Here is a 23,343-nt window from a genome sequence, read left to right as displayed (position 1 = left end):
TTATAAATTATTTCATATTTTTTAAAGAATGAGCAATTTCTTCATGCAAAAGATCTTTTATTAGTCTAGGCAAATTTTCCTGCACCCATTTCGCAATAATTACCTTAAGCTGGGACTTAATATCTTCAATAGCCTGATCAAAAAGTGAATTTATCAGATCTTTATCCCCTATTACAGGATTGTGCTGCGCTATATCTTCGTTACTTACCGCCAAAGCCTCTTTAGCCGCCACATCTTTTGAAAGCGGAACACCAATTTGTTTGGCCAAAACACTCATAGCCTCATCCACCGAAACTGCTGATTTTTCTATGGATTGTGCAGAAAAATTTAACTTTGCGGTATTATTTAGCACTGGCACAGGATTGGCATAATGCTTAGCAGTATTTTCCTCTATAATCTCCTTTATAGATGATAGAATTTCATCGACAGAAGAATCACGCTCGGTATTAAAATTATATGGCATTAGGGTCTCCTGATTATAAAAGTTATATCGCTTAATCTAAAGGTGAAACATTATTACCAATGAACCTATACTCCGTTTGATGATAATGCAACAAAGGATCGTATAAATCCACATTTAACTTCAAAAACGGCGCGGTCATATGACCTATAGCAGCCTTTACATTATAACTTGCAATCACCAAATTACGACGAGCATTAACCAAGGCAACCTGCATAGTTATTAACTGACTTCTAGTATTAAGAACATCTAATAATGTCGCCTGTCCAACTTTATTTTCAGAAATGCGCCCATCCAAAGCAATATTAGCAGCCTTTACACTAGATAAATAAGCTTTAACCGACGCACGAGAACTCTTTAGCTTTGCCCAAGAGGAAAGCAAAGCTGCCCGAACGTTATTACGATATAAATCTAATTGCAAATGCGCTTGTGCAGATTGTTCTTTGGCCTTGCGGATAAAAGCAAAATTAGCACCGCCATGATAAAGAGGCAAAGATAATTGCAAGCCCACTGAGGTTGACGGGCCAGCATTGATAGATCCACCCAGCACCCCATGATTAGAATATAGCTTACTATAATTACGGCTAAAACCAAATCCAACTTCGGGTAACAAAGCTCCCTCTTTCGCGGCAACAATAAATTTACTCGCATTTAATGCTTCTTGCGCACTCAAAATAGCGGGGTGATTTGTAATAGCGATAGCATAAGCGTCATCTAAACTTTTTGGCAAAGCACTACAGGCCATAGGTCGATCTAGGCTATCTGGCTCAACACCTACAACTTGCCGATAAACAGCCTCTGCCTGTGTTGTTGACGCCAAAGCCTCGCTATACTCAGACAAGGCTCGAGAATAAGCGGCCTTTGCTTGAGCATAATCAGTTTTTGTACCTTCGCCTACCACTAAGCGAGCATTAGCTGAACGAACCTGTTCTTCTAAAGCTAAAAGGTTTTGATGCCGTAATTTCACAATTTCACGACTTGCAAAAACATTTGCATAAGCAGCTACAGTATTGTTTAGCTGATTTTGCTCTTCGTTTCTTAAGGCTTGGCGCTGTGCTGCAGCTTGTGCCCTGGCAGCTTTTATATTATTAGCTGCTTGAAATCCGTCAAATAATCTTTGACTAATCTGTATTTGCAATGCGCCAGTATCCGAATATTTGTGACTATCTGCATTTAACCACTGCGAAGAATAGCTACCAGTAACATTTATTACAGGGCGCACTGCCGACATTGCTACAGCAACATCTTCATCTGATGCACGTGCAGCATAACGTGAAGAATTAAGCGACACATTATTGTTATATGCTTTTGTCATAGCGCCAAGTAATGTTTCAGCACAGGCAAAATTGGCATATAATACGCTCAATAGCAGTGCAATTATTCTTATACTATTCCTCACATCAACCTCTTAAACTCTCTATCAAAGCATGATTAAAACGCATATGCTTCTGGCCTCGCAAATCCTGGAAGCTCTTTAACATTTAAATTAAAAGCAACGCGTGAAGATACTACACCGTTTTCTTTTAAATAAAGCTTGGCAACGCCATTTTTATAATTACCTTCCACCACTATTAAGCGACCATTTTCCTTTAATTGCTCAAACAGCGCATTCGGGACAAAGTCAACCGCCCCTTCAATAAAAATAACATCGAATGGCCCCTCGCGCTCACAACCAGCAGTTAATTGCCCACCTATAAATATCACATTATTACAATTATGTTGCTCAAGAATTTTAGCGGCACTACTCAACAAAGACGGCTCTTCTTCTACAGCAATCACCTTTTCAGCAAGTTTAGAAATAATTTCTGTAGCGTAACCTGTAGCAGCACCTATATGCAACACCGAATCAGTTTTCTTTACAGCAGCCAGCTGTAATAATTTTGCAAGCGGCCCAGGCTCCATTAGGTAGCGAGCTGTTGCTACATCAACCAAACGAATATCTTCATCTATATAAGCCAAATCTGCCATATTAGCAGGCACGAAATCTTCCCGCCGCGTGGTAGAAAACACATTTAATATGCATGGATCTGTGATATCTACGGTGCGCAATTGGTTATTAACCATATTTATACGAAATGTTAAAAAATCCACAGACATAAGCAAAAGCCCCCGTATAAAACATGCAATGAATCGTTAGAAATCTAACGCTCAAATTTATATACCATTAATTTTTGGAAAAATGCAAATATATTAATAATATATTAACAGAATTTAATTGCTCGAGCAATTTAAAAATGGAGGTCTCACCCAGAATCGAACTGGGATACAAGGATTTGCAGTCCTCTGCGTAACCATTCCGCCATGAGACCCCGTAGCTTTATTATCGTTTGCTATTCAACTTTAGTCAAGCTACTTGCTTAAAGATTTTGCAGTATTTTTATTTAATAAATTTTTTATAGTATTTTCAGATGGTTAAACGAAATGACTAAAAAAACAAACTAAATTGCTTGGCAAAAGCCATATATTTTTGATATAGAACAGTTGTCGCTGTTTAAGCAGGCACCGTTCCCCGGTAGCTCAGCGGTAGAGCAACCGGCTGTTAACCGGTTGGTCGCTGGTTCGAATCCGGCCCGGGGAGCCATTTTCAAAAGCCCTAATGTTTATTTAGTTATGATGCCCGTGCAGTTTTTGGCCTATATGGTTTGCGAGCACGATCAGATCTTTGGTCGCGGCTTGGCTTTTTGAAACTAGGCCTTAAGGGTCCACGCTTAGATTCAGACGCAGATGTATCCACCCCAGGCAAATCCACTGTTATAAAATCTACGATCTTCTTAGAAGTAGCTTTTTCTATAGCTTTCAGTAAACTATATTCATGAGCTTCGCTATACAAAGTAATAGATGTACCTGTAGCCTCATTACGACCAGTACGTCCAATGCGATGGACGTAATTTTCACCCTCTGTTGGCAAATCATAATTAATAACATGGCTAACATGTGGTACATCAATACCGCGCGCCACTAAATCAGTAGCCACCAAAATTGCAACTTCCTGCTTTCTGAAAGATCGCAGTGCATGCTGCCGCGCATTTTGTGATTTGTTACCGTGTATCACGGCTGCAGCCAAATCCTTACCAGCCAAGAACTTTTCTAGATTATCAGCGCTATGTTTGGTTTTAGTAAAAATTATCGTAGAAGCGAACGCCTGCTCCGTTAATAGCTTATGCAAAAGAGTTTTTTTATGCGAAGCAGGAACTTTATAAAAAAGCTGCTTAATTTGTTTACCAACTGTACCTTGCGGCTCTGCCGCTATATATACTGGGCGCTTTAACAAATTATTCGCCAATTGCTTTATCGAATCCGGCATTGTGGCTGAAAATAAAGCTTTTTGACATTGTGGATGCACCGCTGCAGATATATTTTTAATAGGCTGGATAAAACCCATATCTAGCATGCGATCGGCTTCATCTAACACTAAATATTTAGTAGCCTGTAAAGTTATCGCCTTGTCTCGCATAAGATCCATTAATCGACCTGGAGTAGCAATTAACACATCTACCCCTGGCGCGACCTTCTTGATTTGCGGCCCTTTAGCAACCCCACCCAGAACTAAAGCAACGGAAAGATGTGTTGAGCGCACAACAGTTCGTACAGCATGCTCTATCTGCACTGCCAGTTCACGAGTGGGAACCAAAATTATACATTCGGCTGTTTTTGGTGCCCTTTTAGCACCCTTTTGCAAAATCTTATTTATTAAAGGCAGACAAAATCCAAAAGTTTTACCAGAGCCTGTTTGCGCTACGGCTAATAAATCTTGCTCTTGTAATAGTTGTGGTATAGCTAAAGCCTGTATAGGTTTTGGCTCCTTAACGCCTATAGCATAGAGATTATTTAATAAAACCTGCGACAAACCAAACGACGCAAAATCGCTAACACGCGGCGTCAAAGAATCAGCTGCTTCGACTAAAGTAGAAGCAGATGGTTGCAGCGACGATTTGGGCGCTGCGAAATTTTTAGAGTAGCTAATGATATAACCTTTCAGATATTATTTTTGTATTACTTTATCTGGTCTTAACTCAACTCCCTCAAAAGAAGGATATATCAGCAAAAATGCAGGGTTTTGCACAGCACGCGCACCGCCATAAATTAAATGCCACCTGGCATTTTCAAATATAGCAAGCGTTTGGGATTCTACTTTTAATCTCTTATTTTCTTTTACCGTAGTAATTAAAGCATAAGCTTGACCATTAGAAGCGATATTATACTGAATATCATTTGATTTCAAGCTATATGTCATAGCATCTTCAGATTTTATTTGTTTCCCTAGCTGCATTTTCATATCATTTAATAATTCTTGCTTAGTTTTACCCAACCGCAATGCCATGGAATCCAATAAATGTTGCGGCATATTTTCTACAAAAAAGCTGATATCTTTTTGCTCTGCTGCCCTGTTAAACTGTACTATTAGCGAAGACAATTCACTCTTTTGAGTAGAAGATACAGCGGCACTGCTAGAAGCTGGCAGGCTAAAGATAACTAAAAATATAATTAATAAATTCTGCATAAGATTTTTCCTTTAAAACTAGAGCGAATATAACTGTAATATAAAATATTTTCAATTTTTTGCATTTTTTGCTTCACATATCGCTTTGGATGAATTATAAATGAGCGCAAGTGCGGACGTGGCGGAATAGGTAGACGCAAGGGACTTAAAATCCCTCGATCCAGGATCGTGCGGGTTCGAGTCCCGCCGCCCGCACCAACTTACTATAATTTATTGTGTTATTTTGGGAACATCCCTACTTTCTCATGCGTTTCTTTGACAGATTTGCGCATACTAACAGAAGGGACGGCCATGCTTAACGCTCTACCAAACCAATTTCAACACATATTCAGCGCGCAAAACACTGCTTGCAAAATTAATTATTGGCTGCCAAGCCAACCCCATTTTACATGCCTACCTGACTACACTATAGCTATTCCTATTTGCAATGAAGAAGAGCGACTATCAAAATGCTTAAAAGCGATAGAAGACTCAATGCTGGAAAGCAAGCAGTGTGGTCGCTTGATTTTACTAATCAATAACAGCACTGATAAATCTTTAGCAATAGCACTAAATTTCGCACAACAAACATCCTGCGCTGTCGAAATTTTTGATATTTCCTTAACACACCATGTTGGATGCGCTGGTCAGGCAAGAGGCTTAGCTTTGGCTTTGGCAAATTGTCTGAGTGGTCCCCACAGCGTTATAATTACCACAGATGCTGATAGTATAGCAGATCGAGATTTTGTAAAAAAACATCTAGAAGCCTTATCTGGGTCAATTGGAATGGTATGCGGCAATATAGAAATGGACCAAATTGAACAAGCTCAACTACCAAAAGAATTTCTACTACGCAATAAAGCAGAGGAAAACTATTGGCGCCTTAGTAATCAATTACGCAATATTATAGATCCAGACCCATTAAATCCATGGCCTCATCATTGCCACGTTTCAGGGGCAAACATGTCGGTAACAGCCGAGGTGTATAGACGCATAGGCGGCTTACCAAAAGTTGACGCTGGCGAAGACCGGGCTTTAGAACAGCGAGTAAAACAATACGACTATGCAGTATATTATAGTAATGAAGCCTTGGTTACCACGTCGTACCGCCTTTTTGGCCGTGCCAAATATGGAATGGCGAGCACACTAAGCCAACGAATAAAAACAAAAGATTTTTCTTGTGATAGCAGATTAGAACCAGCAAATATGGTTTGGCGCAGAGCTAATATTTGCGCAACTTTGCGCGATAAATGGCAAAACAAAGAAAAACTAACAAAGCTACTAAACAAATTGGCCTTAAGCGAAAAAAATATCGCGATAGCACAGCAATGTTATAGCTTTGGTGCCCTATGGCAATTAATAGAGCAAAACAGCCCTGTCCTTACTCAACAGCCGCTTAAAAACAGCCAAATAATTGCCGAAGGACAAAAATTACAAGCAATAATAAACAATGCAACCGCAATTGAGCAACAGGAAGATATATATGTTTTACCTTCAGAAACGATAATAACAGTTATGAGCGCCTGAAGCCGATGAAAGCATTAAAAATTGCTGTGATAGCTCATATAAAATATCCAATCAAGCAACCATTTGTTGGTGGATTAGAATGCTTTACCTATACTTTAACTAAAGGTCTGATTAAACGTGGCCATCAAGTTACCTTATTCGCAGCGGCTGGCAGCGACATCGAACTTAATTCAAGCTTTATATCTGACCCCACAGCAGATAATTTTGGCCCCAAAAAGCTACCAGCATATGAAATTTCTCCAGCTGAATTGACTATGTATCAAGAATATTGTGCTTATAACAAATTGATGTACAAGTTAAAAAACGCTGAATTTGATATAATTCATAATAACTCTTTACATCACACTGTGTTAGATTTTTCAGAAACCTTAAAAATACCAATGGTAACCACCCTACATACCCCGCCATTGGCGTGGCTTGCAGCCGCCTTTACCAGCCGACCAAAACAGAACAATTTTATTGTAACTATTTCCGACTATATGAAGCAGCTTTGGCAAGAGATAGCCCCAAGCAAGGCGGTAATATTAAATGGTATAGCTTTACAGCAATTTACCTTTGTACCAAATGAAGCTAAAGAAAATTATGCTATATGGTTTGGGCGCATCACGCCAGAAAAAGGCACCCATTTAGCAATACAAGCGGCACAAAAAGCCCAAATGCCACTAAAAATTGCAGGCGCTATATATGATCAGCTATATTTTGATAATTACATTCAACCACTGCTAAACAATCAAACTAACTATATAGGCCATCTAGATCATAATAACCTAGCCAAGCTTATAGGAAAAGCCAGGCTTAGTCTTTGTACGCCCTGTTGGGATGAGCCATTTGGCCTAGTAATAGCAGAATCACTCGCTTGCGGAACCCCCGTAGCTGCCTTTAAAAGAGGTGCCATACCAGAACTTTTGAGCCCACTGAGTGGAGCCTTGGCAGAACCAAATAATGTAGAAGCATTAGCAGCAGCCATAACCAAAGCTAGCAACCTAAGCCCTGTCGATTGTCGTGCTAGGGCGGAAGAAATTGCAAACTTCGACATTATGTTAAACAAATACGAAAAACTCTATGAAACAATACTCAAAAAAATATAAAATAGGCTATTATATACATCACCATGGTGACGGGCACAGACAACGAGCGCTGGCCATAGCCTCATATGCCCCAGAATATTTTACTTTATTGGGTACGAATCTTGCAGGAAACTGTGACAATTTTGATTATATAGATCTAGAGGATGACAAAGTAGCACCGGGATATAGGCGCCACAACGAATATCTTGTAGCAACGCACTACACCCCTATCGGCGTTAGCTCTATTAAACAACGCGTACAACGAATCACTCAGTGGATAGCAAAAACTGAACCAGCATTAATAGTAGTAGATGTATCGGTAGAAATCGCGATGTTGGCACGCTTATGCTCAACACCAACTATCTATGTCCGCCTCACTGGCAACAGATTGGATACTGCGCATATCGAAGCGTTTAGCAACGCTAACGCTTTATTGTGCCCTTATCATCGATTACTAGAAGCGAACGACACGCCAGATTGGATAATAAAAAAATCACATTTTTTTTCTAATTTAACACAATTTTATAATAAACAAAAAAACCAACAAAAAATTATCACTATCGTTTTAGGCGCTGGAGGCCATGATCTTTCAATTGATAGGCTAATAGAAATAGCACGACAATTGCCATTGTGGCAATTAGAAGTAATAGGACCAATAGACGCAAAAAAAACTACCCAACCATTGCCTAAAAATTTAAAGCTAAATGGCTGGGTAAAAAACCCTGAAACATATATACAAAAAGCAAATTTAGTAATTGGCTCAAGCGGCGATGGCCTATTGGCTAATGTTATCTCGGCAAACAAACCATATATTTGTCTACCCCAAAGGCGCCCCTTCGAGGAGCAGTGGGCAAAGGCTAAACGGTTACAAGAAATAGGGGCCGCTATTGTGCCCCAAGGCACAACAATTAACTGGGCAGAATTGGTAACTCAAACGCTGAACAAAGGAAATCTAATGGGGCTATTACAAGATGGACAAGATGCAGCGAAAGCAGCACAATTTATATTAACTACAGCACATGGCAGCTTATAATGCCAAGCGTGCTAACTCTAAACAAAAATCGTGAGCTACATTTACTAAACCTAATAGAAGGCTTGAACCGCTCAACAAAATTACCAACAGAACTTATAATAGTAGAAATGGGTGATACTTCATATAAATTACCACAAAGCAACTTTCCAATAAAAACTATAGCCATGCCATGTGAAACCCTACCACTGGCTAAAGCACGCAACATAGCGGCAAAAAACGCAGTATCCTCTACTTTATTATTTTTGGATGTAGACTGCATTCCAGCAAGCAATTTTGTAGAAATTATGTTTCAAGCAGTACGCCATTATAATCAGATAATAAGCTGTGAGGTACGTTATCTGCCCCGAATCACACAAATGCAGCTAGAAGAAAAACAATTAAAGTTTTTAGGAAAACCGCACGAGGCACGCTCTTTCCCTAAAAAAGGTTATAAAATAGAACATAATCCTGGCTTATTTTGGTCTTTGGCCTTTGGTCTTAGCATAGATATTTTTACCCAAATCGGCTTATTTTCAGAAGATTATATCGGCTATGGAGCGGAGGATACAGATTTTGGCTTTCGAGCAGCAGCTCGAAACATAGAGCATTGGCTAACCAGCGAAACTCGCGTTTACCATCAATATCATGAAAGCACCGAACCACCCTATCAACATTTTTTCGACATAATAGCAAATGCCAAAACATTTTATAAAAAATGGCAACAATGGCCAATGGAAGGGTGGCTAACAACTTTTGCAAAGGAGGGACTCATAGAGTGGCGACCGCAGGATAATGATATTATTATACTAGCTGCACCCTACACAAGCTAAAATTTTTATGATAAAAGCAGATATTTATTATTTCAAATTCTAGCAAAGGTATATCCATGCGCTTTCCCCGGTTATCTGCTTTTTTATACACAGCAATCGTTTTAATAGGACTATTGCTGGCTTTGCCAAATCTTTTTAGTAAAGAGTTCATGCAAAAATATTTGCCATTCTTACCAGACACACGAGTAACATTAGGACTTGATTTAAAAGGTGGATCGTATTTAGTATTAGAGATAGATAAGGCTGCGCTAATCAAGGAAAAATTGCAAAATAAACTTGAAAATATTTCGCAGCAGTTAAACGACAAAAAATTACAAATCAATACAATCAAAGCTAACAATAATGCTATAACCATAACAGCAAAAAATCCAAAAGACCTCAATGCTATAGCCACTGCACTAAAAAATATAAATGCTATAAAAATCGCCTCGCAAGCTGAGCAGCTAAACATAACTTTGGCAGATGATGAACTAAACACACAACTTAAGCAAGCCATTGAACAAAGTGTAGAAATTATACGCAAAAGAATAGATGAAGTAGGCGTAGCAGAACCATCTATACAAAAAATAGGCAGTGACCGCGTCATGGTGCAACTACCTGGAATGCAGCAACCAGGACAATTGCGCGCCTTGCTTGGAAAAACAGCAAAACTTAGCTTTCACCTTGTTGACAGTACAGCAGATAAAAATGATCCGCCAGTGGGCGTGTCAATCTTACCAAGTTTTAAAGACAAAGCGCAAACTTTCGCTATAAAAGACCATATTTCACTGGATGGCAACACATTAACTGACGCTAGGGCCTATGATGATATGTCTGTGCCAGGCGGCCAAGTAAAAATCATGTTCAAGCTTAATGGCGAAGGCACCAGAGTTTTTAGAGAAATCACTGAGCAAAATATGCAAAAGCCTTTTGCCATAGTGCTAGACGATAAAGTACTAACGGCCCCCATAATTCAAGGCGTTATACCAAATGGAAACGGCGAGATAACGGGCAGCTTCACCATGCCAGAGGCAATACAATTATCAGCACTATTACGCGCTGGCGCTTTGCCCGCTCCCCTAACTGTAGTAGAAGAGCGCACTGTAGGGCCAGATTTAGGAGCCGATGCAATTAAAATGGGTGTCTATACGGGTATCGCAGGCTTTATCTTAGTAGCTTTATTTATGTTTTTATTATATGGCATGTGGGGGTTAATAGCTGATATCGCTTTAGCATTACATACAATTTTAACTTTTGCTGCCCTCAGCCTTTTAGGAGCAACTCTAACCTTGCCTGGTATAGCAGGTATAATCCTAGGTATCGGTATAGCTGTAGATGCCAATATTTTAATAAATGAACGCATAAAAGAAGAGACGCGTAAGGGCGCAGGAGCATTAGCAGCCCTTGACCGTGGTTTTTCCAATGCATTTTCTACCATCATAGATGCAAATGTTACAGCTATCTTAGCTACTATAGTTTTATATTATTATGGCTCTGGACCAGTACGTGGCTTTGCTGTAACAATGGGGCTTGGCATAATTATTTCCATGTTCACCGATATCACACTAGTGCGTATGATGATGGCTTGGATAATCAGGCAGCGCAAAATACAACGCCTACATATAACACCTTTTCTTACCTCCATACCGCAATATACAAATTTTAAATTTATGAATGCTCGCTTTATAGGCATAGCAACTTCTATCGTGCTTTCGGTGGCCTCCATTTTTCTCTTTTTTAAACCTGGATTAAATTATGGTATAGATTTTAAAGGGGGCACCCAAATTTTGATAACTACTCCACAGCCACCAGAGCTTAGTAATTTGCGCAAAACCCTTTCGCAACTTGGCCTAGGAGAAATTGCTTTGCAACAAGTAAACAATGAAAATTCTGTTATGATTCACATTGAGCGACAAGCAGGAGGCGAGCAAACACAAACACAAGCGGCAGATAAAACTAGGGCAGCAATTACCAAGCTATACCCAAATGTTAAATTTGGCAGCACTGACATTGTAGGACCAAAAGTTTCTAGCGAGCTAGCTAAAAATGGCTTAATCGCTGTTATTTTAGCAGGCCTCGCAATGACAGCTTATATATGGTGGCGCTTTGAATGGTATTTTGCCATAGGCGCTATTATCACCCTAATACTTGATGTAACGAAAATGTTAGGATTTTTTGCCATATTTCAAATAGACTTTAATTTAACGGCAATAGCTGCACTTTTAACAATAGTAGGCTATTCAGTAAATGACAAAGTAGTAGTATATGATAGAATGCGCGAAAATTTACGAACCAATGTAAAAGTGCCCTTACGACAGATTATTGACAATTCTATAAATCAAGTATTTATGCGCTGTTTGTTTACATCACTTGCAACCATACTGGCTATGTTGCCAATGGCTCTTTGGGGCGGCGTTGCAGTACACAATTTTGCAGTGCCTATGGTAATTGGCGTGATTATAGCTACCTCCTCTTCTATATTTATTGCCGCACCAATTCTATTACTCTTAGGCGATTGGCAAAAAAAACGCCATGATAAAAAGTAAGTAAAGCTATTTAAATTTAACCTATATTGCTTATTTGTAATGTTATAATATTTTATAAATTATATTTATAAGTTCTAGCCAAGCGTATCAGAAAGGCAAGCAAAATGGCATCCGCTACACCGCTTATAACTACTATTAGCGTTGGTTTATGCCTGGCTTTTCTTTTCGGCATAGTAGCGAATAAGTTAAAAATCTCTCCCTTAGTAGGGTATTTATTAGCTGGTATAATTGTAGGGCCTTATACGGGTGGCTTTCATGCTGACCCAGAGCTCACACACCAACTGGCTGAATTTGGCGTAATTTTATTAATGTTTGGCGTAGGTCTGCATTTTTCGCTAAAAGATTTACTTTCTGTGCGTACTATAGTGATACCAGGAGCAATATTGCAAATTCTCGTATCAACGCTCTTAGGGTTACTTTTAGCGTGCATTATGGGCTGGGGCATGGCCAGCGGCATTGTTTTTGGCCTTGCACTTTCTACAGCCAGTACTGTTGTTGTATTACGTAATTTACAAGAGCGACGTTACATTGACAGCGACGCAGGACGTATTGCCGTAGGTTGGCTAGTGGTAGAAGATCTAGTAATGGTATTGGCTTTGGTTCTAGTACCATCGCTTGGTACAGGCTTGGCAACAAAAGCTCATAAATATTCTGACCCCTTGCTATCCGCTTTTCACCTCACTATTACTGGCGTCGTAGCGCTAACTATAATCAAAATCTTACTTTTTATAGCCGTTATGCTTATTATAGGACGGCGCTTAATACCTTGGTTGTTGGAATTAACAGCTCAAACTGGTTCAAAAGAACTTTTTCGGCTTAGTGTACTAGCTATTGCCTTGGGAGTTGCTTTTGCTGCCTCAGAAGTTTTTGGCGTATCATTAGCTCTAGGTGCTTTTTTTGCTGGTATGATAATGAGCGAAACAGATTTAAGCCAACGCGCCGCAGAAGAATCTTTGCCTTTACGCGATGCTTTTGCCGTATTATTTTTTGTCTCTGTAGGCATGTTGCTTAACCCAGCAACTATTTGGCACTCCTTTTTTCCTTTATTGCTAACTCTATTGATAATATTGGTAGGCAACGCTACCACAGCCTATATATTAGTTCGAGCATTTAGATATAATATCAAAACAGCTCTTACTATAGCTGCATGCTTGGCACAGATAGGCGAATTTTCCTTCATGCTAGCAAGTCTTGGGAATAATCTTCATTTATTAAATAATCTAGCTCGTGACCTTATTGTAGGTGCAGCAATAATATCTATTATTGTAAACCCTTTAATTTTTATAGCTACCGATAAAATAAAAGAACTCCTAGAGAGTAAGCAACCTCGCGATGATATAATACCGCTCGACGATACAGCAGAAGAAGAACTCTATTTACCGCAAGCGAATTTTACAGATCATATTATCCTAATAGGTTTTGGCGCTATAGGCTCTATATTATATTCCTCTCTTTCGAAAAAGGGGGAACAGATTGTGCTTATAGACGAATCGCGTAGACCAACACAATTGGATAACCAAAATACAATTTTTATTCGAGGTAATGGTGTAAATAAAGAGATTCTACTTGCAGCCAATATCGCAAATGCTAAATACCTTGTTTTAACTATGAGTCATACTTTCGAGGCAGGCCAAATAATTATACTGGCCAAACAACTAAACCGCAATATTTATATTGTTACAGATACTAAAGAAGCTTCAGCTGCACGCTATATGTTAGATCTAGGAGCTAACAAAGTTGTAACAGACGCACAAGAAATAGCTAATGGTATTCTAAAAATACTACAAGAAAAAAGTACTAATAAGCAATTATTAGTAAGCGATAAACGGAGCGAAAGTGAAAATTAAACAATATATATGGCCAATATTTGGCGTTATCGTAATGCTATTATCAGCTCGTCTGCTTTATCATGAGTTCTACAACCCACATAGCCAATTATTTCATCTTTCAATGAGCGACCTGCTCTCACGTCTAAAAAATATAGGCTATAGCAGATGGGTAGCAGCAAGCATATGTACTGTCGTTGCTTACACTGCATTAGCTGGATACGACCGCATTGCGCTTGAGCATTTAAACCGCAAAATCTCTTGGTGGTTCATAGCCATATGCTCTTTTAGCGCTTATGCTTTATCCCATAGCATAGGAGCATCTATATTTTCTGGCGCGGCCATACGGTATCGCGCTTACTCTACACAGGGTTTGAGTGGTTCTGAAGTAGCGATTTTGGTTGGTTTTTGTTCGTTAACTTTTGCTCTAGGCGTTACTATACTTACGGCTTTTATTTTATTGATAAAACCAGATATTGTTTACTTAATACAACCATATTTAACACATATCCTACATAGATCCTTCACGGAGCCATATTTAAAAACGGCTGCTTTTGCAATGGGGCTTATACTAACAGGCATAATTATTTTATATATAGCTGGTAGTTGGTTGCAACTACGGCCGCTTACTTTGGGCAAAAATATAAAACTTACCTATCCCAAATTACCTATCGTTTTAAAACAACTCAGCCTAAGTCCTTTGGAAATTTTGGGCTCAGCTGGTATTATATATTTTATGCTACCATCAGCCCTACACGCCAATTTTATAATTGTTCTCGCGGCTTTTTTAGCATCATTTACTATAGGTATTTTATCAAATGCTCCAGGAGGTGGACTTGGAGTATTTGAAGTTATTTTCATAAGTCTAGTGCCAAACATAGATGCACGCGACTTACTCGTAGCCTTAATTGTCTTTCGCTGTTTATACCTTATTTTACCATTAATAATTTCATTATTTTTCGTAGCTATATTTGAAATACAACAATATCGTATAAGACATAAAACTTAATACGGGCCAGCAACCCTATATTAAAGATTAAAGGACAGACACGCAACTAGCTTTAGTTCTTTTTATTTCTATGCCCACCGCCTTGGGCGCCAAATCCAATTTTTCAACACGTACCTGAATAGACTGTATCAACTCATGTTGTAACAAATTAGAGCAAAGCATCTCAGCCAATGTTTCAACAAAATCTATATGAGTATGAGTAGCTAAATCTAATATAGCGTCTAAAATTATATCATAAGAAAAAATATCGCAAATATTCTTTACAGATGCCCGCGGAGCCAAGATTTCTGCTATTACATTAAAGCATACACGTTGTTTTACACCACATTCATGCGCATAAATACCCACATCCATATCAAGAATATAATCCCGTACGTATATACGCATTAGATGCTCTACGTTTGGCAAAGTAACATCAGCGATAGGCGTTAATAAATTTGCCACTTCATCTAACAATACACGCTCTATTAATAAAAAATCTGGATCATAAGGCAAAATACGAGCAACATCAGCAGAAGCAAACGGCGCAGACAAGCCAATTACTAGACTTTGCTGTTTACAAAATCTGATAAATTGAAAAATATCAGCTATATTAAATTTGTGCCACAAAAACTGCTCGCTAGCATCTAGCCACAGAATTACACCAGAAAATACCTCATTAACTGTACTAATTATCTTATTTGAGATATAAAGCAATGGAGCTATTTTTTGCAACAAACTATATTCATTCAAAAACTTTATATCAAATTCTTGCAAAGCAATGTAAAGAGGCGGTTTTTCTTGCAAAAGCTTGTATTTCTGCATTACTTCAGCAACTGAGCCATACACAATAGCTGAAGCTGCTATAGCTGGCGACCAATTAACCATGCTTAAAAAAATTATATGACTAATCGAATCTAATGATCCAGACTTAAGATCGGCTTTTACTATCAGCTGTGTCACTCAATAACCCTATAGGAGTAATACGAACTTGCGAAATATTACGTTGTTCCATTTCTATTACAACAAAGTAAAAACCGTCCGCCTCAAAACTTTCGTCCTTTACCGGTATATGCCCAAAATGCCATAGCATATAGCCTGCTAGCGTAGTATAGCGATCTCCTTCATCCACTAAATCCGTATTAAGCACACCACTCAAATAACGTATATCCACAAAAGCTTCTACTAACCAACTACCATCCTTACTCTGCTCTATAACTACCTGCTCATCATCTTCACGCAGGAAGTCACCTGTTATAGCTTCAAAAATATCTGTAGGCGTTGCTACACCTTCAAAAGATCCATGCTCATCTACAATTATGGCCATTTGTACTGGTGCTTGTCGCATTTTTTCCATTAAGCTCAAAACATTTGTATTTTCGTGCACAACTAAAGGCTGCCTCATAAACTTTTTCCAGCTTATTTTTTTACCGTCTAGCCAAGCGGTCACTAAATCTTTTGTTAATGCTACACCTACAAATTCGTCCACCTTGTCACGCGCCAAAATTACTCGGCTATGTTTAAAGTTGGCAATAGTCTGTCGCATCTGCTGCTCATCACCGCTCAAATCAAGCCACTCAATTTCGTTACGAGGCGACATAATAGAGCGCACAGGTCGATCCGCTAAATCTAACACCCCACGTATCATTTCTTTTTCTTCAGGTTTAAACACCTGTCCGGCTACGCTGTGTTCAGCTATCATATCCGTATTTTCACCTAAGTTAGAGGAATCCTCACCTCTAACTCCGCCCAAAAGACGCAAGACCATATCTGCCGTACGAGAGCGCAAATCATTACTATTCGTTGCTTGTTTTTTTCTACTATATTGCGCAAGTTGGTTTAACCCCTCTATTATAATAGAGAAACTTATAGCTGCATACAAGTAGCCCTTTGGTATATGAAAGCCAAACCCCTCTACCACCAAGCTAAATCCTATCATCATCAAAAAGCCTAAGCACAGCATAACTACCGTGGGATGCTTATTTACAAACCCCATTAAGGGCTTCGATGCCAACATCATAAGCGCCATAGCTATACTAACAGCAATTATCATTATAGGAATATGATGCACAATACCCACGGCGGTAATGATGCTATCTAGTGAAAATATAGCGTCTAACACAACTATCTGAGCTATAACCTGCCAAAAAACAGCCTTACCGCTATTTAATTGCCGTTTGGCTATATCGCCCTCTAGCCTTTCGTGCAGCTCCATAGTGCCCTTAGCCAACAAAAAAGCACCGCCAAATAACATTATTAAATTACGCGCCGCAAATGGCAAACCAAAAATAGTAAATAAAGGTTTAGTTAATCCAACGGCCCAGCCAATGCATAAAAGCAAAATTATACGCATAATAAGAGCGCAAGACAGCCCAGTGATACTAGCTTTGCGCGCTATCTCTGGTGGCAGCTTTTCCGCCAATAATGATATAAAAACTAAATTATCTATACCTAATACTAACTCAAGTATAGTTAAGGTTAGCAAACCCATAATTGTGTCTGCGCCTAGTAAGGATTGCATTAATATGTCTCTTTATTAAACTACATTAGTAATAAATATATCACATTATTATTATAACAAATATTTTTCTTATACACTATAGACAAAACCAACAGGATTATCTATACATTATATCTGTGGGTGATTAGCTCAGATGGTAGAGCAGCTGACTCTTAATCAGCGGGTCACAGGTTCGATCCCTGTATCACCCACCAATCAGTTAAGTACTGCCAAAAAACGCCCCACAGCACGCTCCATTCCATAAAGCAACGCATCTGCTGTTAAAGCATGGCCTATAGAAACTTCACTGATTTTATTAACTTTATCTAATAACAACGGCAAATTTTCTACCGTTAGATCATGGCCCGCATTTACAGCTAACCCTGCTAACTTAGCGGCATGCGCTGTGCTAGCCAAGGCTTCTACGGCAAAATTAGCTGCAGCTTCATTATTATAACAAGCGGCATAAGAACCAGTATATAATTCTATACTATCTACACCTATGGCTGCTAATTTGTTATGACCCGTTGCACCTGCATCAAGAAAAACTGAAACTTTAATAGGTTTTTGCTTAATATGCTGTATTATAGGCACTAATACAGCTATTTGTTGCTCTATATCCCATCCATGATCTGAAGTATTTTGGTGCGGATCGTCTGGCACCAGAGTTATTTGCTGTGCATACGGCATAGCAAGCTCTAAAAATTCTACACTAGGAAAGCCTTCAATATTAAACTGAGCAGCCGGAAATTCAACTTTTAAAAAATTCGCCAACAACTCAATATCTGCATAACGTATATGTCGCTCATCCGGCCGCGGATGTACTGTTATCCCGCTAGCACCAGCCTTCAGTGCTATACGTGCTAGGTCAAGCATATCAGGCCAAGGCAAATTTCTTCTATTTCTTAATAAAGCTATAGCATTTAAATTCACGGATAAAGTTGTTTGTTGCGCAACCATATAATTATCTCACTATAGTAAGTGTTTTTGCTGCTCTCGTTATCGCAGTGTAAAGCCATTTTTCTTTATCCTCTCGAAAAGCGTAGCTTTCATCAAAAAGTAAAATATTATCCCACTGCGATCCCTGAGCCTTATGAACTGTTAAGGCGTAGCCATATTCAAAATCATCATAGCGCTTTTTTAATTGCCACGGAATATCTATCAAAGGATTAATAAAGCTTTCTTTTAGCAATTTTACTTTTACTGATTTTTGTGGCTCATCCTCTGCTTTTATTAATAAATTCATATATGGCTTACCAGACATAATACCAGCTTGCAAGACTTTCCAACAAGAACCATTCATCAGCCCTTTAGCAGCATTATTTCGTTGTGCCACTAACTTATCGCCAGCAGCTGGCAAATCGGTAGAAAAACCTAATAACTCACGAATACGTTTATTATATAACCTTCTAGTTTTATGAGTGCCAATAAGCACCTGATCTGCAGCAAGCACCATGCTTGCAGTTATTTCTTGTCGCTTAATAATTTTAACATCGCCGTAATCTCCATAATCCATTGGCTGCCCCTCTCTAGCCAATTTGGAAAAATGCAAAATCATATTATCTTGCGCTTGCCTAAAGATCTCTTCTAGCTGTATGTCTGGCTTATGATTAGTAAAAAATCCACCGCCACCAATGGGTGGCAATTGCCCCGGATCCCCTAAAACCAAAATTGGCACACCAAAACTAAGCAAATCCTGCCCCAATTTTTGATCTACCATAGAACATTCATCAATAACAACCAATCTGGCTTTTAAAATGTCACTATCGCGATTTAAAACAAAACTCGGTTCTGTCATTTTTTGACCATTTACTTCATCCGCTACTTCAGTCAATCCCGTAGGCCGATAAATCAATGAATGTATAGTAGACGCCCCGTATGCTCCTTTAGAACGCAACACTTGAGCAGCCTTACCAGTATATGCTGCAAAGCGCACTTTTTCACCTATAGTAGAGGCAAAATATTTAGCAAGGGTAGTCTTTCCGGTACCAGCATAACCAAATAGCCTAAATATAGGCTTTTGTTTTTTTTTAAACCAACTCTCTACCTCTTTCAAGGCGAGTTCTTGTTTTACTGAAAGTTGCATATCTTATTTCATTGAGCTTGTTATAAAAAGCCATTTCTAGCATGATTTGCAAATAAAATAAACAAATTATACTTCAAAACGCTGCCAACTAAGATCTAATTGATGCCGCTGCCACGTCAATTGCCTTTTCGCATATTGCTTGGTGCGTGTTTTTATCTGCGCTAAAGTTTGTTGCAGACTATTTTTCTTTGCCAAATAACTCATGAACTCTACCACTCCAATTGCACGCATAGCAGGCAACTCCTCGCTTAACTGCAAATCTGCAAATTTTTGTACTTCCTCCAACGCACCATTAGCAACAAATCCTTCACAGCGTTTTTCAATATTATTATACAGAAGCTGCCTTTCTACATTTAAAATAATTTTTTTGCTATGCTCCCGTGAGATCAAAGCCGGTTGCTTAAAGCCTTGCCAATAACTCAAAGGTTTACCAGAAGATTCTAAAACCTCCAAAGCTCGCACTATACGATGCCCATCGCCAGCATCGATTCGTTGCGCAGATGTTGCATCTTGTTGCTGCAATAATTTATGTAGCTCTTCACTACCTTCAGAAAATAACCTCCCACGCCATTTTTCTCGTATAGCTTCAGCTGGTTTAGGAATTACCGCCAAATTACCCAACAGAGCATTAAAATATAGTCCCGTTCCACCAACAAATATAATTTTACTAGCTGCTGGCACTTTATTTATCAAAAAACTTACATCAGAAAGCCAATCCCCCACACTATAAGCTAGCTTAGGACTTACATAGCTATATAAACAATGATCTACCTGCAAATATGCATCTGCGGGCGGTGCAGCAGTTAAAATCTCTAGCCCCTTATAAATTTGCATCGAATCACAATTTATTATCACCGCATCATACTGTTCGGCTAAGCGCATAGCAAAAGCAGATTTTCCGCTGGCAGTAGCACCAGTTAATAAAATATAGCGATAATCAGCTAATTGCATTTAAGATTCACGCTCATAGATAGCAAAAACGCTATTATAACTATCTTTTGCTCCCTTTCGGATAATTTTACGCAATTTACGAACCCAGTTACCAGGAAAATCGCCAAAAAATATATGCGCGTCTCCAACCAAAAAAGCTAATATTATCGTAACATATAGCTTACTTATATAAGGCGCGGCCTGTTTATAAATTTGCTCGCCACCAATAATAAATACCTCCTCTGTCTTTAAGCCTGCTGCTGCTACAACCGACACTGCCATTGCTTCGGCCAAAGAATCGCAAAATATAACTGGCGTAGAAGAGCCACTATTGTCTACAGACTTCAAACTGCGACTTACTACAATATTGGTTCGGCTCTTAAGAGGCTCGGGCAAGCTTTGCCAAGTCTTGCGCCCCATGATAACAGGATGGCCAGATGTTAGCTGTTTAAATCTACTTAAATCACTTGGCATATGCCAAGGCATACGGCCACCCTGGCCAATAACTCCATTTTTTGTAACAGCCAGAATAGCCGAAAAACTAGGCTTCACACCGCCACCATAGCCTTTATGTGTGGATGCGCAACATAATTTTGCAAGTTGAAGTCCGTAAAATCAAAGGCAAAAATATCGCTAACATTTTTATTCAACTGCATAATTGGTAACGGATGTGGTTGCCGCTGCAGCTGAAACTGCGCCTGGTCAATATGGTTATTATAAAGATGTACGTCACCAAAGCTGTGTATAAATTCGCCAACTTCTAACTTGCATATTTGCGCTATCATAAGAGTGAGCAACGCATAAGAAGCTATATTAAATGGTACACCCAAAAAAACATCTGCCGAACGCTGATACAATTGACAAGACAATTTTCCCTCTGCAACATAAAACTGAAACAAACAATGGCATGGCGGAAGAGCCATTTCGCTTAAACAAGCTACATTCCAAGCACTTACTAGCAAACGTCGTGAGGTCGGATTAATTTTTATCTGTTCTATAAGATTTTTTATCTGATCAATATGCTCGCCATCACTTGTAGGCCAAGAACGCCATTGATAACCATAGATTTTACCTAAATCGCCACTTCTGTCAGCCCATTCATCCCAGATAGACACGCCATGCTTATTCAGCCATTTTACATTAGTATCCCCACGCAAAAACCATAAAAGTTCTGCTATTACAGAGTGGATATGTATTTTTTTTGTAGTTAAAAGCGGAAAACCTTGCGCCAAATCAAACCGCATTTGATAACCAAATATAGATTTAGTGCCAACGCCAGTGCGGTCACTTCTCGATGTACCGTTGTTTAACACATGTCGCAATAATTTAAGATAGGCTTGCATAAAATTATTTTTATCATAGATAAAAGCAAGACGTCAATGATTAACAAGCTTGCCAGTTTTATATTTTTGATATAGCTTGAGCAAAAATTTTAACCACGGGGAACTTATGACAATAACAAAGAACAACGAGCAAGAAGAGCTAAAAGTAGGTAACTTTAAAGCCATTCTTATAGCTGCATCTGGAAATTTAATAGAGTGGTATGATTTTTATATTTATGCTGCCACTTCTATATATTTCGCATCCCAATTTTTTCCTTCAAATGGGGATATCATAATAGAGCTACTTAAATCAGCTAGCGTATTTTTTGTCGGCTTTTTAATGCGCCCTATAGGTGGATGGCTATTTGGTAGCCTAGCCGACAAGCACGGGCGCCGTACGTCTATTCTCATCGCAATATCGATTATGGGGTTAGCCTCTTTCCTCACAGGCTTAGTGCCGACTTACGAGCATATAGGCGCTTGGGGGGCGTTGCTACTTGCTATTTTACGCATGCTGCAGGGGCTTTCAGCTGGCGGACAATACGGTTCTATAGCAGCTTATATTAGTGAAGCATCGGTAAAAGGTCGCCGCTGTTTCTTTTCTTCCTTTCAGGCTATGACCTTAGTTAGCGGTATGCTTATAGCCAGTCTTGTAGTCTATCTTTTAAGCACAAGCTTGCCAGAAGCGGCAATGCGTAACTGGGGATGGCGTATTCCCTTTCTTTTAGGCGGATTAGTTTCAATACTAGCTTTTATTTCTCAGTCTTACCTACATGAAACCGTAAAAATAGAAGACAAAACGCAAAAAGAAACTGGCAATATAGTTACATTATTTACTACCTATAAAAAAACGTTTTTATTGGTTTCCGGATTTACGGCTGCTGGCTCCCTAACCTTCTATACTTTTACGACCTATATGCGTACATATTTATTCACAACAAGCGACTTTAGTAAGTCTACGGCACAAGCAATAGTAACTGGTGCCCTTTTTGTATATATGATATGTTTACCGCTGTTTGGCTGGTTGGGTGATAAAATTGGCACACGTGCCTGCTTGCGCATATGGACAATATTATCAATAATAACAATTATTCCACTGTTAAATATTATAGGCCGCACCCATAACAGCATGATAGCTTTCGCTTGCATTGTCAGCTTGCTATGGATTTCTTCCTTATATTATGCCGTTAGCAATATCGTTAAAGCCGAAATGTATCCACGCTCTATTCGAGCTCTTGGAGTAAATGTTTCCCATGCAGTAGCTAATGCGCTTTTTGGTGGATCTGCTAGCATGGTTGCGCTTTACTTCAAAGATATAGGATATGGCCATGTATTCGGCTATTATGTAACCTTTATGATGATAATAGCGGCAATATCTAGCTGGTTAATGCCAGATGCTAGAACCTATAGCGATCTTTATAAATAAAGGGCTTTCAATTTCCCTAATTGCTTTGCTACTAGATAGTAAAAAATTATTCTATTTTTTTTCGTTTCACTAGACATAAGCTGTGCTACTTCATGCACAGCTTTTTTTGCCGTTTCTATATCAACATCTAGCTTATCCATAGCAAAATTTTTGGCTACCAATTCTAATTCTTTTTCATCGCTGACAGCTACATAACGGGCATCTTGATCCTGCATAATCAAACGCAAATCACTGGAAAGTTTTTCTATCGCCTTTGTGTCAGGATTTTTATCATAATTTTTTATGTCATCTATATATTTACACATAAAGTTTCGCTTTCATTAATCTATCTGTTTTTAGTTAGCTAGCGCAAAAGGTACATAGA

21 protein-coding genes and 4 tRNA genes are annotated in these 23,343 nt (G+C 38.9%); 11 read left to right on the top strand and 14 right to left on the bottom strand.

Annotated features, from left to right (window positions below; translation table 11 throughout):
- Positions 1-7 precede the first annotated feature (7 nt).
- The 4 genes from QVL57_RS04645 to QVL57_RS04630 form a co-directional block, all read right to left on the bottom strand.
- Complete coding sequence (locus QVL57_RS04645; protein WP_290076098.1) at positions 8-463, bottom strand: DUF2497 domain-containing protein; 456 nt, start codon at positions 461-463, stop codon at positions 8-10.
- Positions 464-494: 31 nt separating this feature from the next.
- The gene (locus tag QVL57_RS04640; protein WP_290076096.1) at positions 495-1,859 is read right to left on the bottom strand and encodes a TolC family outer membrane protein; all 1,365 of its coding nucleotides are present in this window, start codon (positions 1,857-1,859) and stop codon (positions 495-497) included.
- 32 nt (positions 1,860-1,891) lie between these two features.
- Positions 1,892-2,557, bottom strand: a complete 666-nt coding sequence (locus QVL57_RS04635) for a protein-L-isoaspartate O-methyltransferase (protein WP_290076095.1) — start codon at positions 2,555-2,557, stop codon at positions 1,892-1,894.
- Positions 2,558-2,695: 138 nt separating this feature from the next.
- Positions 2,696-2,769 (bottom strand) — tRNA-Cys (locus QVL57_RS04630).
- A gap of 197 nt (positions 2,770-2,966) precedes the next feature.
- On the opposite strand from QVL57_RS04630, the gene QVL57_RS04625 reads away from it, so the two are divergent.
- Positions 2,967-3,041 (top strand) — tRNA-Asn (locus QVL57_RS04625).
- 27 nt (positions 3,042-3,068) lie between these two features.
- Here QVL57_RS04625 and QVL57_RS04620 read toward each other — a convergent pair.
- Together QVL57_RS04620 and QVL57_RS04615 are read right to left on the bottom strand one after the other, a co-directional pair.
- Positions 3,069-4,343 (bottom strand): DEAD/DEAH box helicase, encoded by a 1,275-nt coding sequence (locus QVL57_RS04620; protein ID WP_290076093.1) that lies wholly within the window; start codon positions 4,341-4,343, stop codon positions 3,069-3,071.
- 99 nt (positions 4,344-4,442) lie between these two features.
- Entirely contained in the window at positions 4,443-4,961 is a 519-nt protein-coding gene (locus QVL57_RS04615) for a hypothetical protein (RefSeq protein ID WP_290076091.1), read from the bottom strand.
- A 112-nt stretch (positions 4,962-5,073) separates the two neighbouring features.
- Here QVL57_RS04615 and QVL57_RS04610 point away from each other — a divergent pair.
- From QVL57_RS04610 to QVL57_RS04575, 8 genes are all read left to right on the top strand, one after another.
- Positions 5,074-5,159, top strand: a tRNA-Leu gene (locus tag QVL57_RS04610).
- A gap of 93 nt (positions 5,160-5,252) precedes the next feature.
- Positions 5,253-6,467, top strand: a complete 1,215-nt coding sequence (locus tag QVL57_RS04605; RefSeq protein WP_290076089.1) for a glycosyltransferase — start codon at positions 5,253-5,255, stop codon at positions 6,465-6,467.
- Positions 6,468-6,472: 5 nt separating this feature from the next.
- Entirely contained in the window at positions 6,473-7,555 is a 1,083-nt protein-coding gene (locus QVL57_RS04600; RefSeq protein ID WP_290076087.1) for a glycosyltransferase family 4 protein, read from the top strand.
- The gene (locus QVL57_RS04595; RefSeq protein ID WP_290076085.1) at positions 7,530-8,567 is read left to right on the top strand and encodes a glycosyltransferase; all 1,038 of its coding nucleotides are present in this window, start codon (positions 7,530-7,532) and stop codon (positions 8,565-8,567) included. Before QVL57_RS04600 ends, QVL57_RS04595 begins: the two co-directional genes overlap by 26 nt.
- On the top strand, positions 8,567-9,376 hold the full coding sequence (locus tag QVL57_RS04590; RefSeq protein WP_290076083.1) for a glycosyltransferase: 810 nt from the start codon (positions 8,567-8,569) through the stop codon (positions 9,374-9,376). Before QVL57_RS04595 ends, QVL57_RS04590 begins: the two co-directional genes overlap by 1 nt.
- Positions 9,377-9,432: 56 nt before the next feature.
- Positions 9,433-11,901 (top strand): protein translocase subunit SecD, encoded by a 2,469-nt coding sequence (gene secD / locus QVL57_RS04585; protein ID WP_290076081.1) that lies wholly within the window; start codon positions 9,433-9,435, stop codon positions 11,899-11,901.
- A gap of 104 nt (positions 11,902-12,005) precedes the next feature.
- Positions 12,006-13,748 (top strand): YbaL family putative K(+) efflux transporter, encoded by a 1,743-nt coding sequence (gene ybaL / locus QVL57_RS04580; RefSeq protein ID WP_290076079.1) that lies wholly within the window; start codon positions 12,006-12,008, stop codon positions 13,746-13,748.
- Positions 13,738-14,736, top strand: a complete 999-nt coding sequence (locus QVL57_RS04575) for a lysylphosphatidylglycerol synthase domain-containing protein (RefSeq protein ID WP_290076077.1) — start codon at positions 13,738-13,740, stop codon at positions 14,734-14,736. The genes ybaL and QVL57_RS04575 overlap by 11 nt, the downstream gene beginning before the upstream one ends.
- A gap of 27 nt (positions 14,737-14,763) precedes the next feature.
- On the opposite strand, the gene QVL57_RS04570 is transcribed toward QVL57_RS04575, so the two are convergent.
- Complete coding sequence (locus QVL57_RS04570; protein ID WP_290076075.1) at positions 14,764-15,678, bottom strand: dihydroneopterin aldolase; 915 nt, start codon at positions 15,676-15,678, stop codon at positions 14,764-14,766.
- The gene (locus QVL57_RS04565; protein ID WP_290076073.1) at positions 15,647-17,236 is read right to left on the bottom strand and encodes a TerC family protein; all 1,590 of its coding nucleotides are present in this window, start codon (positions 17,234-17,236) and stop codon (positions 15,647-15,649) included. Before QVL57_RS04565 ends, QVL57_RS04570 begins: the two co-directional genes overlap by 32 nt.
- Before the next feature lie 118 nt (positions 17,237-17,354).
- On the opposite strand from QVL57_RS04565, the gene QVL57_RS04560 reads away from it, so the two are divergent.
- Positions 17,355-17,430, top strand: a tRNA-Lys gene (locus QVL57_RS04560).
- Between the two features lies 1 nt (position 17,431).
- Here the strand turns inward: QVL57_RS04560 and QVL57_RS04555 are convergent.
- From QVL57_RS04555 to QVL57_RS04535, 5 genes are all read right to left on the bottom strand, one after another.
- Positions 17,432-18,175: a pyridoxine 5'-phosphate synthase gene (locus tag QVL57_RS04555; RefSeq protein ID WP_290076071.1), complete on the bottom strand. Its 744-nt coding sequence runs from the start codon at positions 18,173-18,175 to the stop codon at positions 17,432-17,434.
- Between the two features lie 4 nt (positions 18,176-18,179).
- Complete coding sequence (locus QVL57_RS04550) at positions 18,180-19,301, bottom strand: ATP-dependent RecD-like DNA helicase (protein WP_290076070.1); 1,122 nt, start codon at positions 19,299-19,301, stop codon at positions 18,180-18,182.
- A 66-nt stretch (positions 19,302-19,367) separates the two neighbouring features.
- Positions 19,368-20,252, bottom strand: a complete 885-nt coding sequence (miaA, locus tag QVL57_RS04545) for a tRNA (adenosine(37)-N6)-dimethylallyltransferase MiaA (RefSeq protein ID WP_290076069.1) — start codon at positions 20,250-20,252, stop codon at positions 19,368-19,370.
- Entirely contained in the window at positions 20,253-20,783 is a 531-nt protein-coding gene (locus QVL57_RS04540; RefSeq protein ID WP_290076068.1) for a dihydrofolate reductase, read from the bottom strand.
- Positions 20,780-21,574: a thymidylate synthase gene (locus QVL57_RS04535; protein WP_290076066.1), complete on the bottom strand. Its 795-nt coding sequence runs from the start codon at positions 21,572-21,574 to the stop codon at positions 20,780-20,782. Before QVL57_RS04535 ends, QVL57_RS04540 begins: the two co-directional genes overlap by 4 nt.
- Positions 21,575-21,680: 106 nt before the next feature.
- Here QVL57_RS04535 and QVL57_RS04530 point away from each other — a divergent pair, with 106 nt between their 5' ends.
- The gene (locus QVL57_RS04530) at positions 21,681-22,979 is read left to right on the top strand and encodes an MFS transporter (RefSeq protein ID WP_290076064.1); all 1,299 of its coding nucleotides are present in this window, start codon (positions 21,681-21,683) and stop codon (positions 22,977-22,979) included.
- Here the strand turns inward: QVL57_RS04530 and QVL57_RS04525 are convergent.
- On the bottom strand, positions 22,970-23,284 hold the full coding sequence (locus QVL57_RS04525; RefSeq protein ID WP_290076063.1) for a DUF2853 family protein: 315 nt from the start codon (positions 23,282-23,284) through the stop codon (positions 22,970-22,972). The two genes, QVL57_RS04530 and QVL57_RS04525, sit on opposite strands and share 10 nt — an antisense overlap.
- Positions 23,285-23,343: the final 59 nt, after the last annotated feature.

It is taken from the genome of Bartonella sp. TP (assembly GCF_030406085.1).
GTDB lineage: Bacteria > Pseudomonadota > Alphaproteobacteria > Rhizobiales > Rhizobiaceae > CALTWN01.
Note: the sequence above shows the minus strand (reverse complement) of the source record. Positions and strands in the feature narration are given on the sequence as shown.

Bases quoted from the DNA above. Each gene is read 5' to 3' on its own strand.
- QVL57_RS04645 (WP_290076098.1), bottom strand. From the start codon at position 463: ATGCCATATAATTTTAATACCGAGCGTGATTCTTCTGTCGATGAAATT.
- QVL57_RS04635 (WP_290076095.1), bottom strand. From the start codon at position 2,557: ATGTCTGTGGATTTTTTAACATTTCGTATAAATATGGTTAATAACCAA.
- QVL57_RS04615 (WP_290076091.1), bottom strand. From the start codon at position 4,961: ATGCAGAATTTATTAATTATATTTTTAGTTATCTTTAGCCTGCCAGCT.
- QVL57_RS04605 (WP_290076089.1), top strand. From the start codon at position 5,253: ATGCTTAACGCTCTACCAAACCAATTTCAACACATATTCAGCGCGCAA.
- QVL57_RS04600 (WP_290076087.1), top strand. From the start codon at position 6,473: ATGAAAGCATTAAAAATTGCTGTGATAGCTCATATAAAATATCCAATC.
- QVL57_RS04595 (WP_290076085.1), top strand. From the start codon at position 7,530: ATGAAACAATACTCAAAAAAATATAAAATAGGCTATTATATACATCAC.
- QVL57_RS04590 (WP_290076083.1), top strand. From the start codon at position 8,567: ATGCCAAGCGTGCTAACTCTAAACAAAAATCGTGAGCTACATTTACTA.
- secD (WP_290076081.1), top strand. From the start codon at position 9,433: ATGCGCTTTCCCCGGTTATCTGCTTTTTTATACACAGCAATCGTTTTA.
- ybaL (WP_290076079.1), top strand. From the start codon at position 12,006: ATGGCATCCGCTACACCGCTTATAACTACTATTAGCGTTGGTTTATGC.
- QVL57_RS04565 (WP_290076073.1), bottom strand. From the start codon at position 17,236: ATGCAATCCTTACTAGGCGCAGACACAATTATGGGTTTGCTAACCTTA.
- QVL57_RS04555 (WP_290076071.1), bottom strand. From the start codon at position 18,175: ATGGTTGCGCAACAAACAACTTTATCCGTGAATTTAAATGCTATAGCT.
- QVL57_RS04550 (WP_290076070.1), bottom strand. From the start codon at position 19,301: ATGCAACTTTCAGTAAAACAAGAACTCGCCTTGAAAGAGGTAGAGAGT.
- miaA (WP_290076069.1), bottom strand. From the start codon at position 20,252: ATGCAATTAGCTGATTATCGCTATATTTTATTAACTGGTGCTACTGCC.
- QVL57_RS04535 (WP_290076066.1), bottom strand. From the start codon at position 21,574: ATGCAAGCCTATCTTAAATTATTGCGACATGTGTTAAACAACGGTACA.
- QVL57_RS04530 (WP_290076064.1), top strand. From the start codon at position 21,681: ATGACAATAACAAAGAACAACGAGCAAGAAGAGCTAAAAGTAGGTAAC.
- QVL57_RS04525 (WP_290076063.1), bottom strand. From the start codon at position 23,284: ATGTGTAAATATATAGATGACATAAAAAATTATGATAAAAATCCTGAC.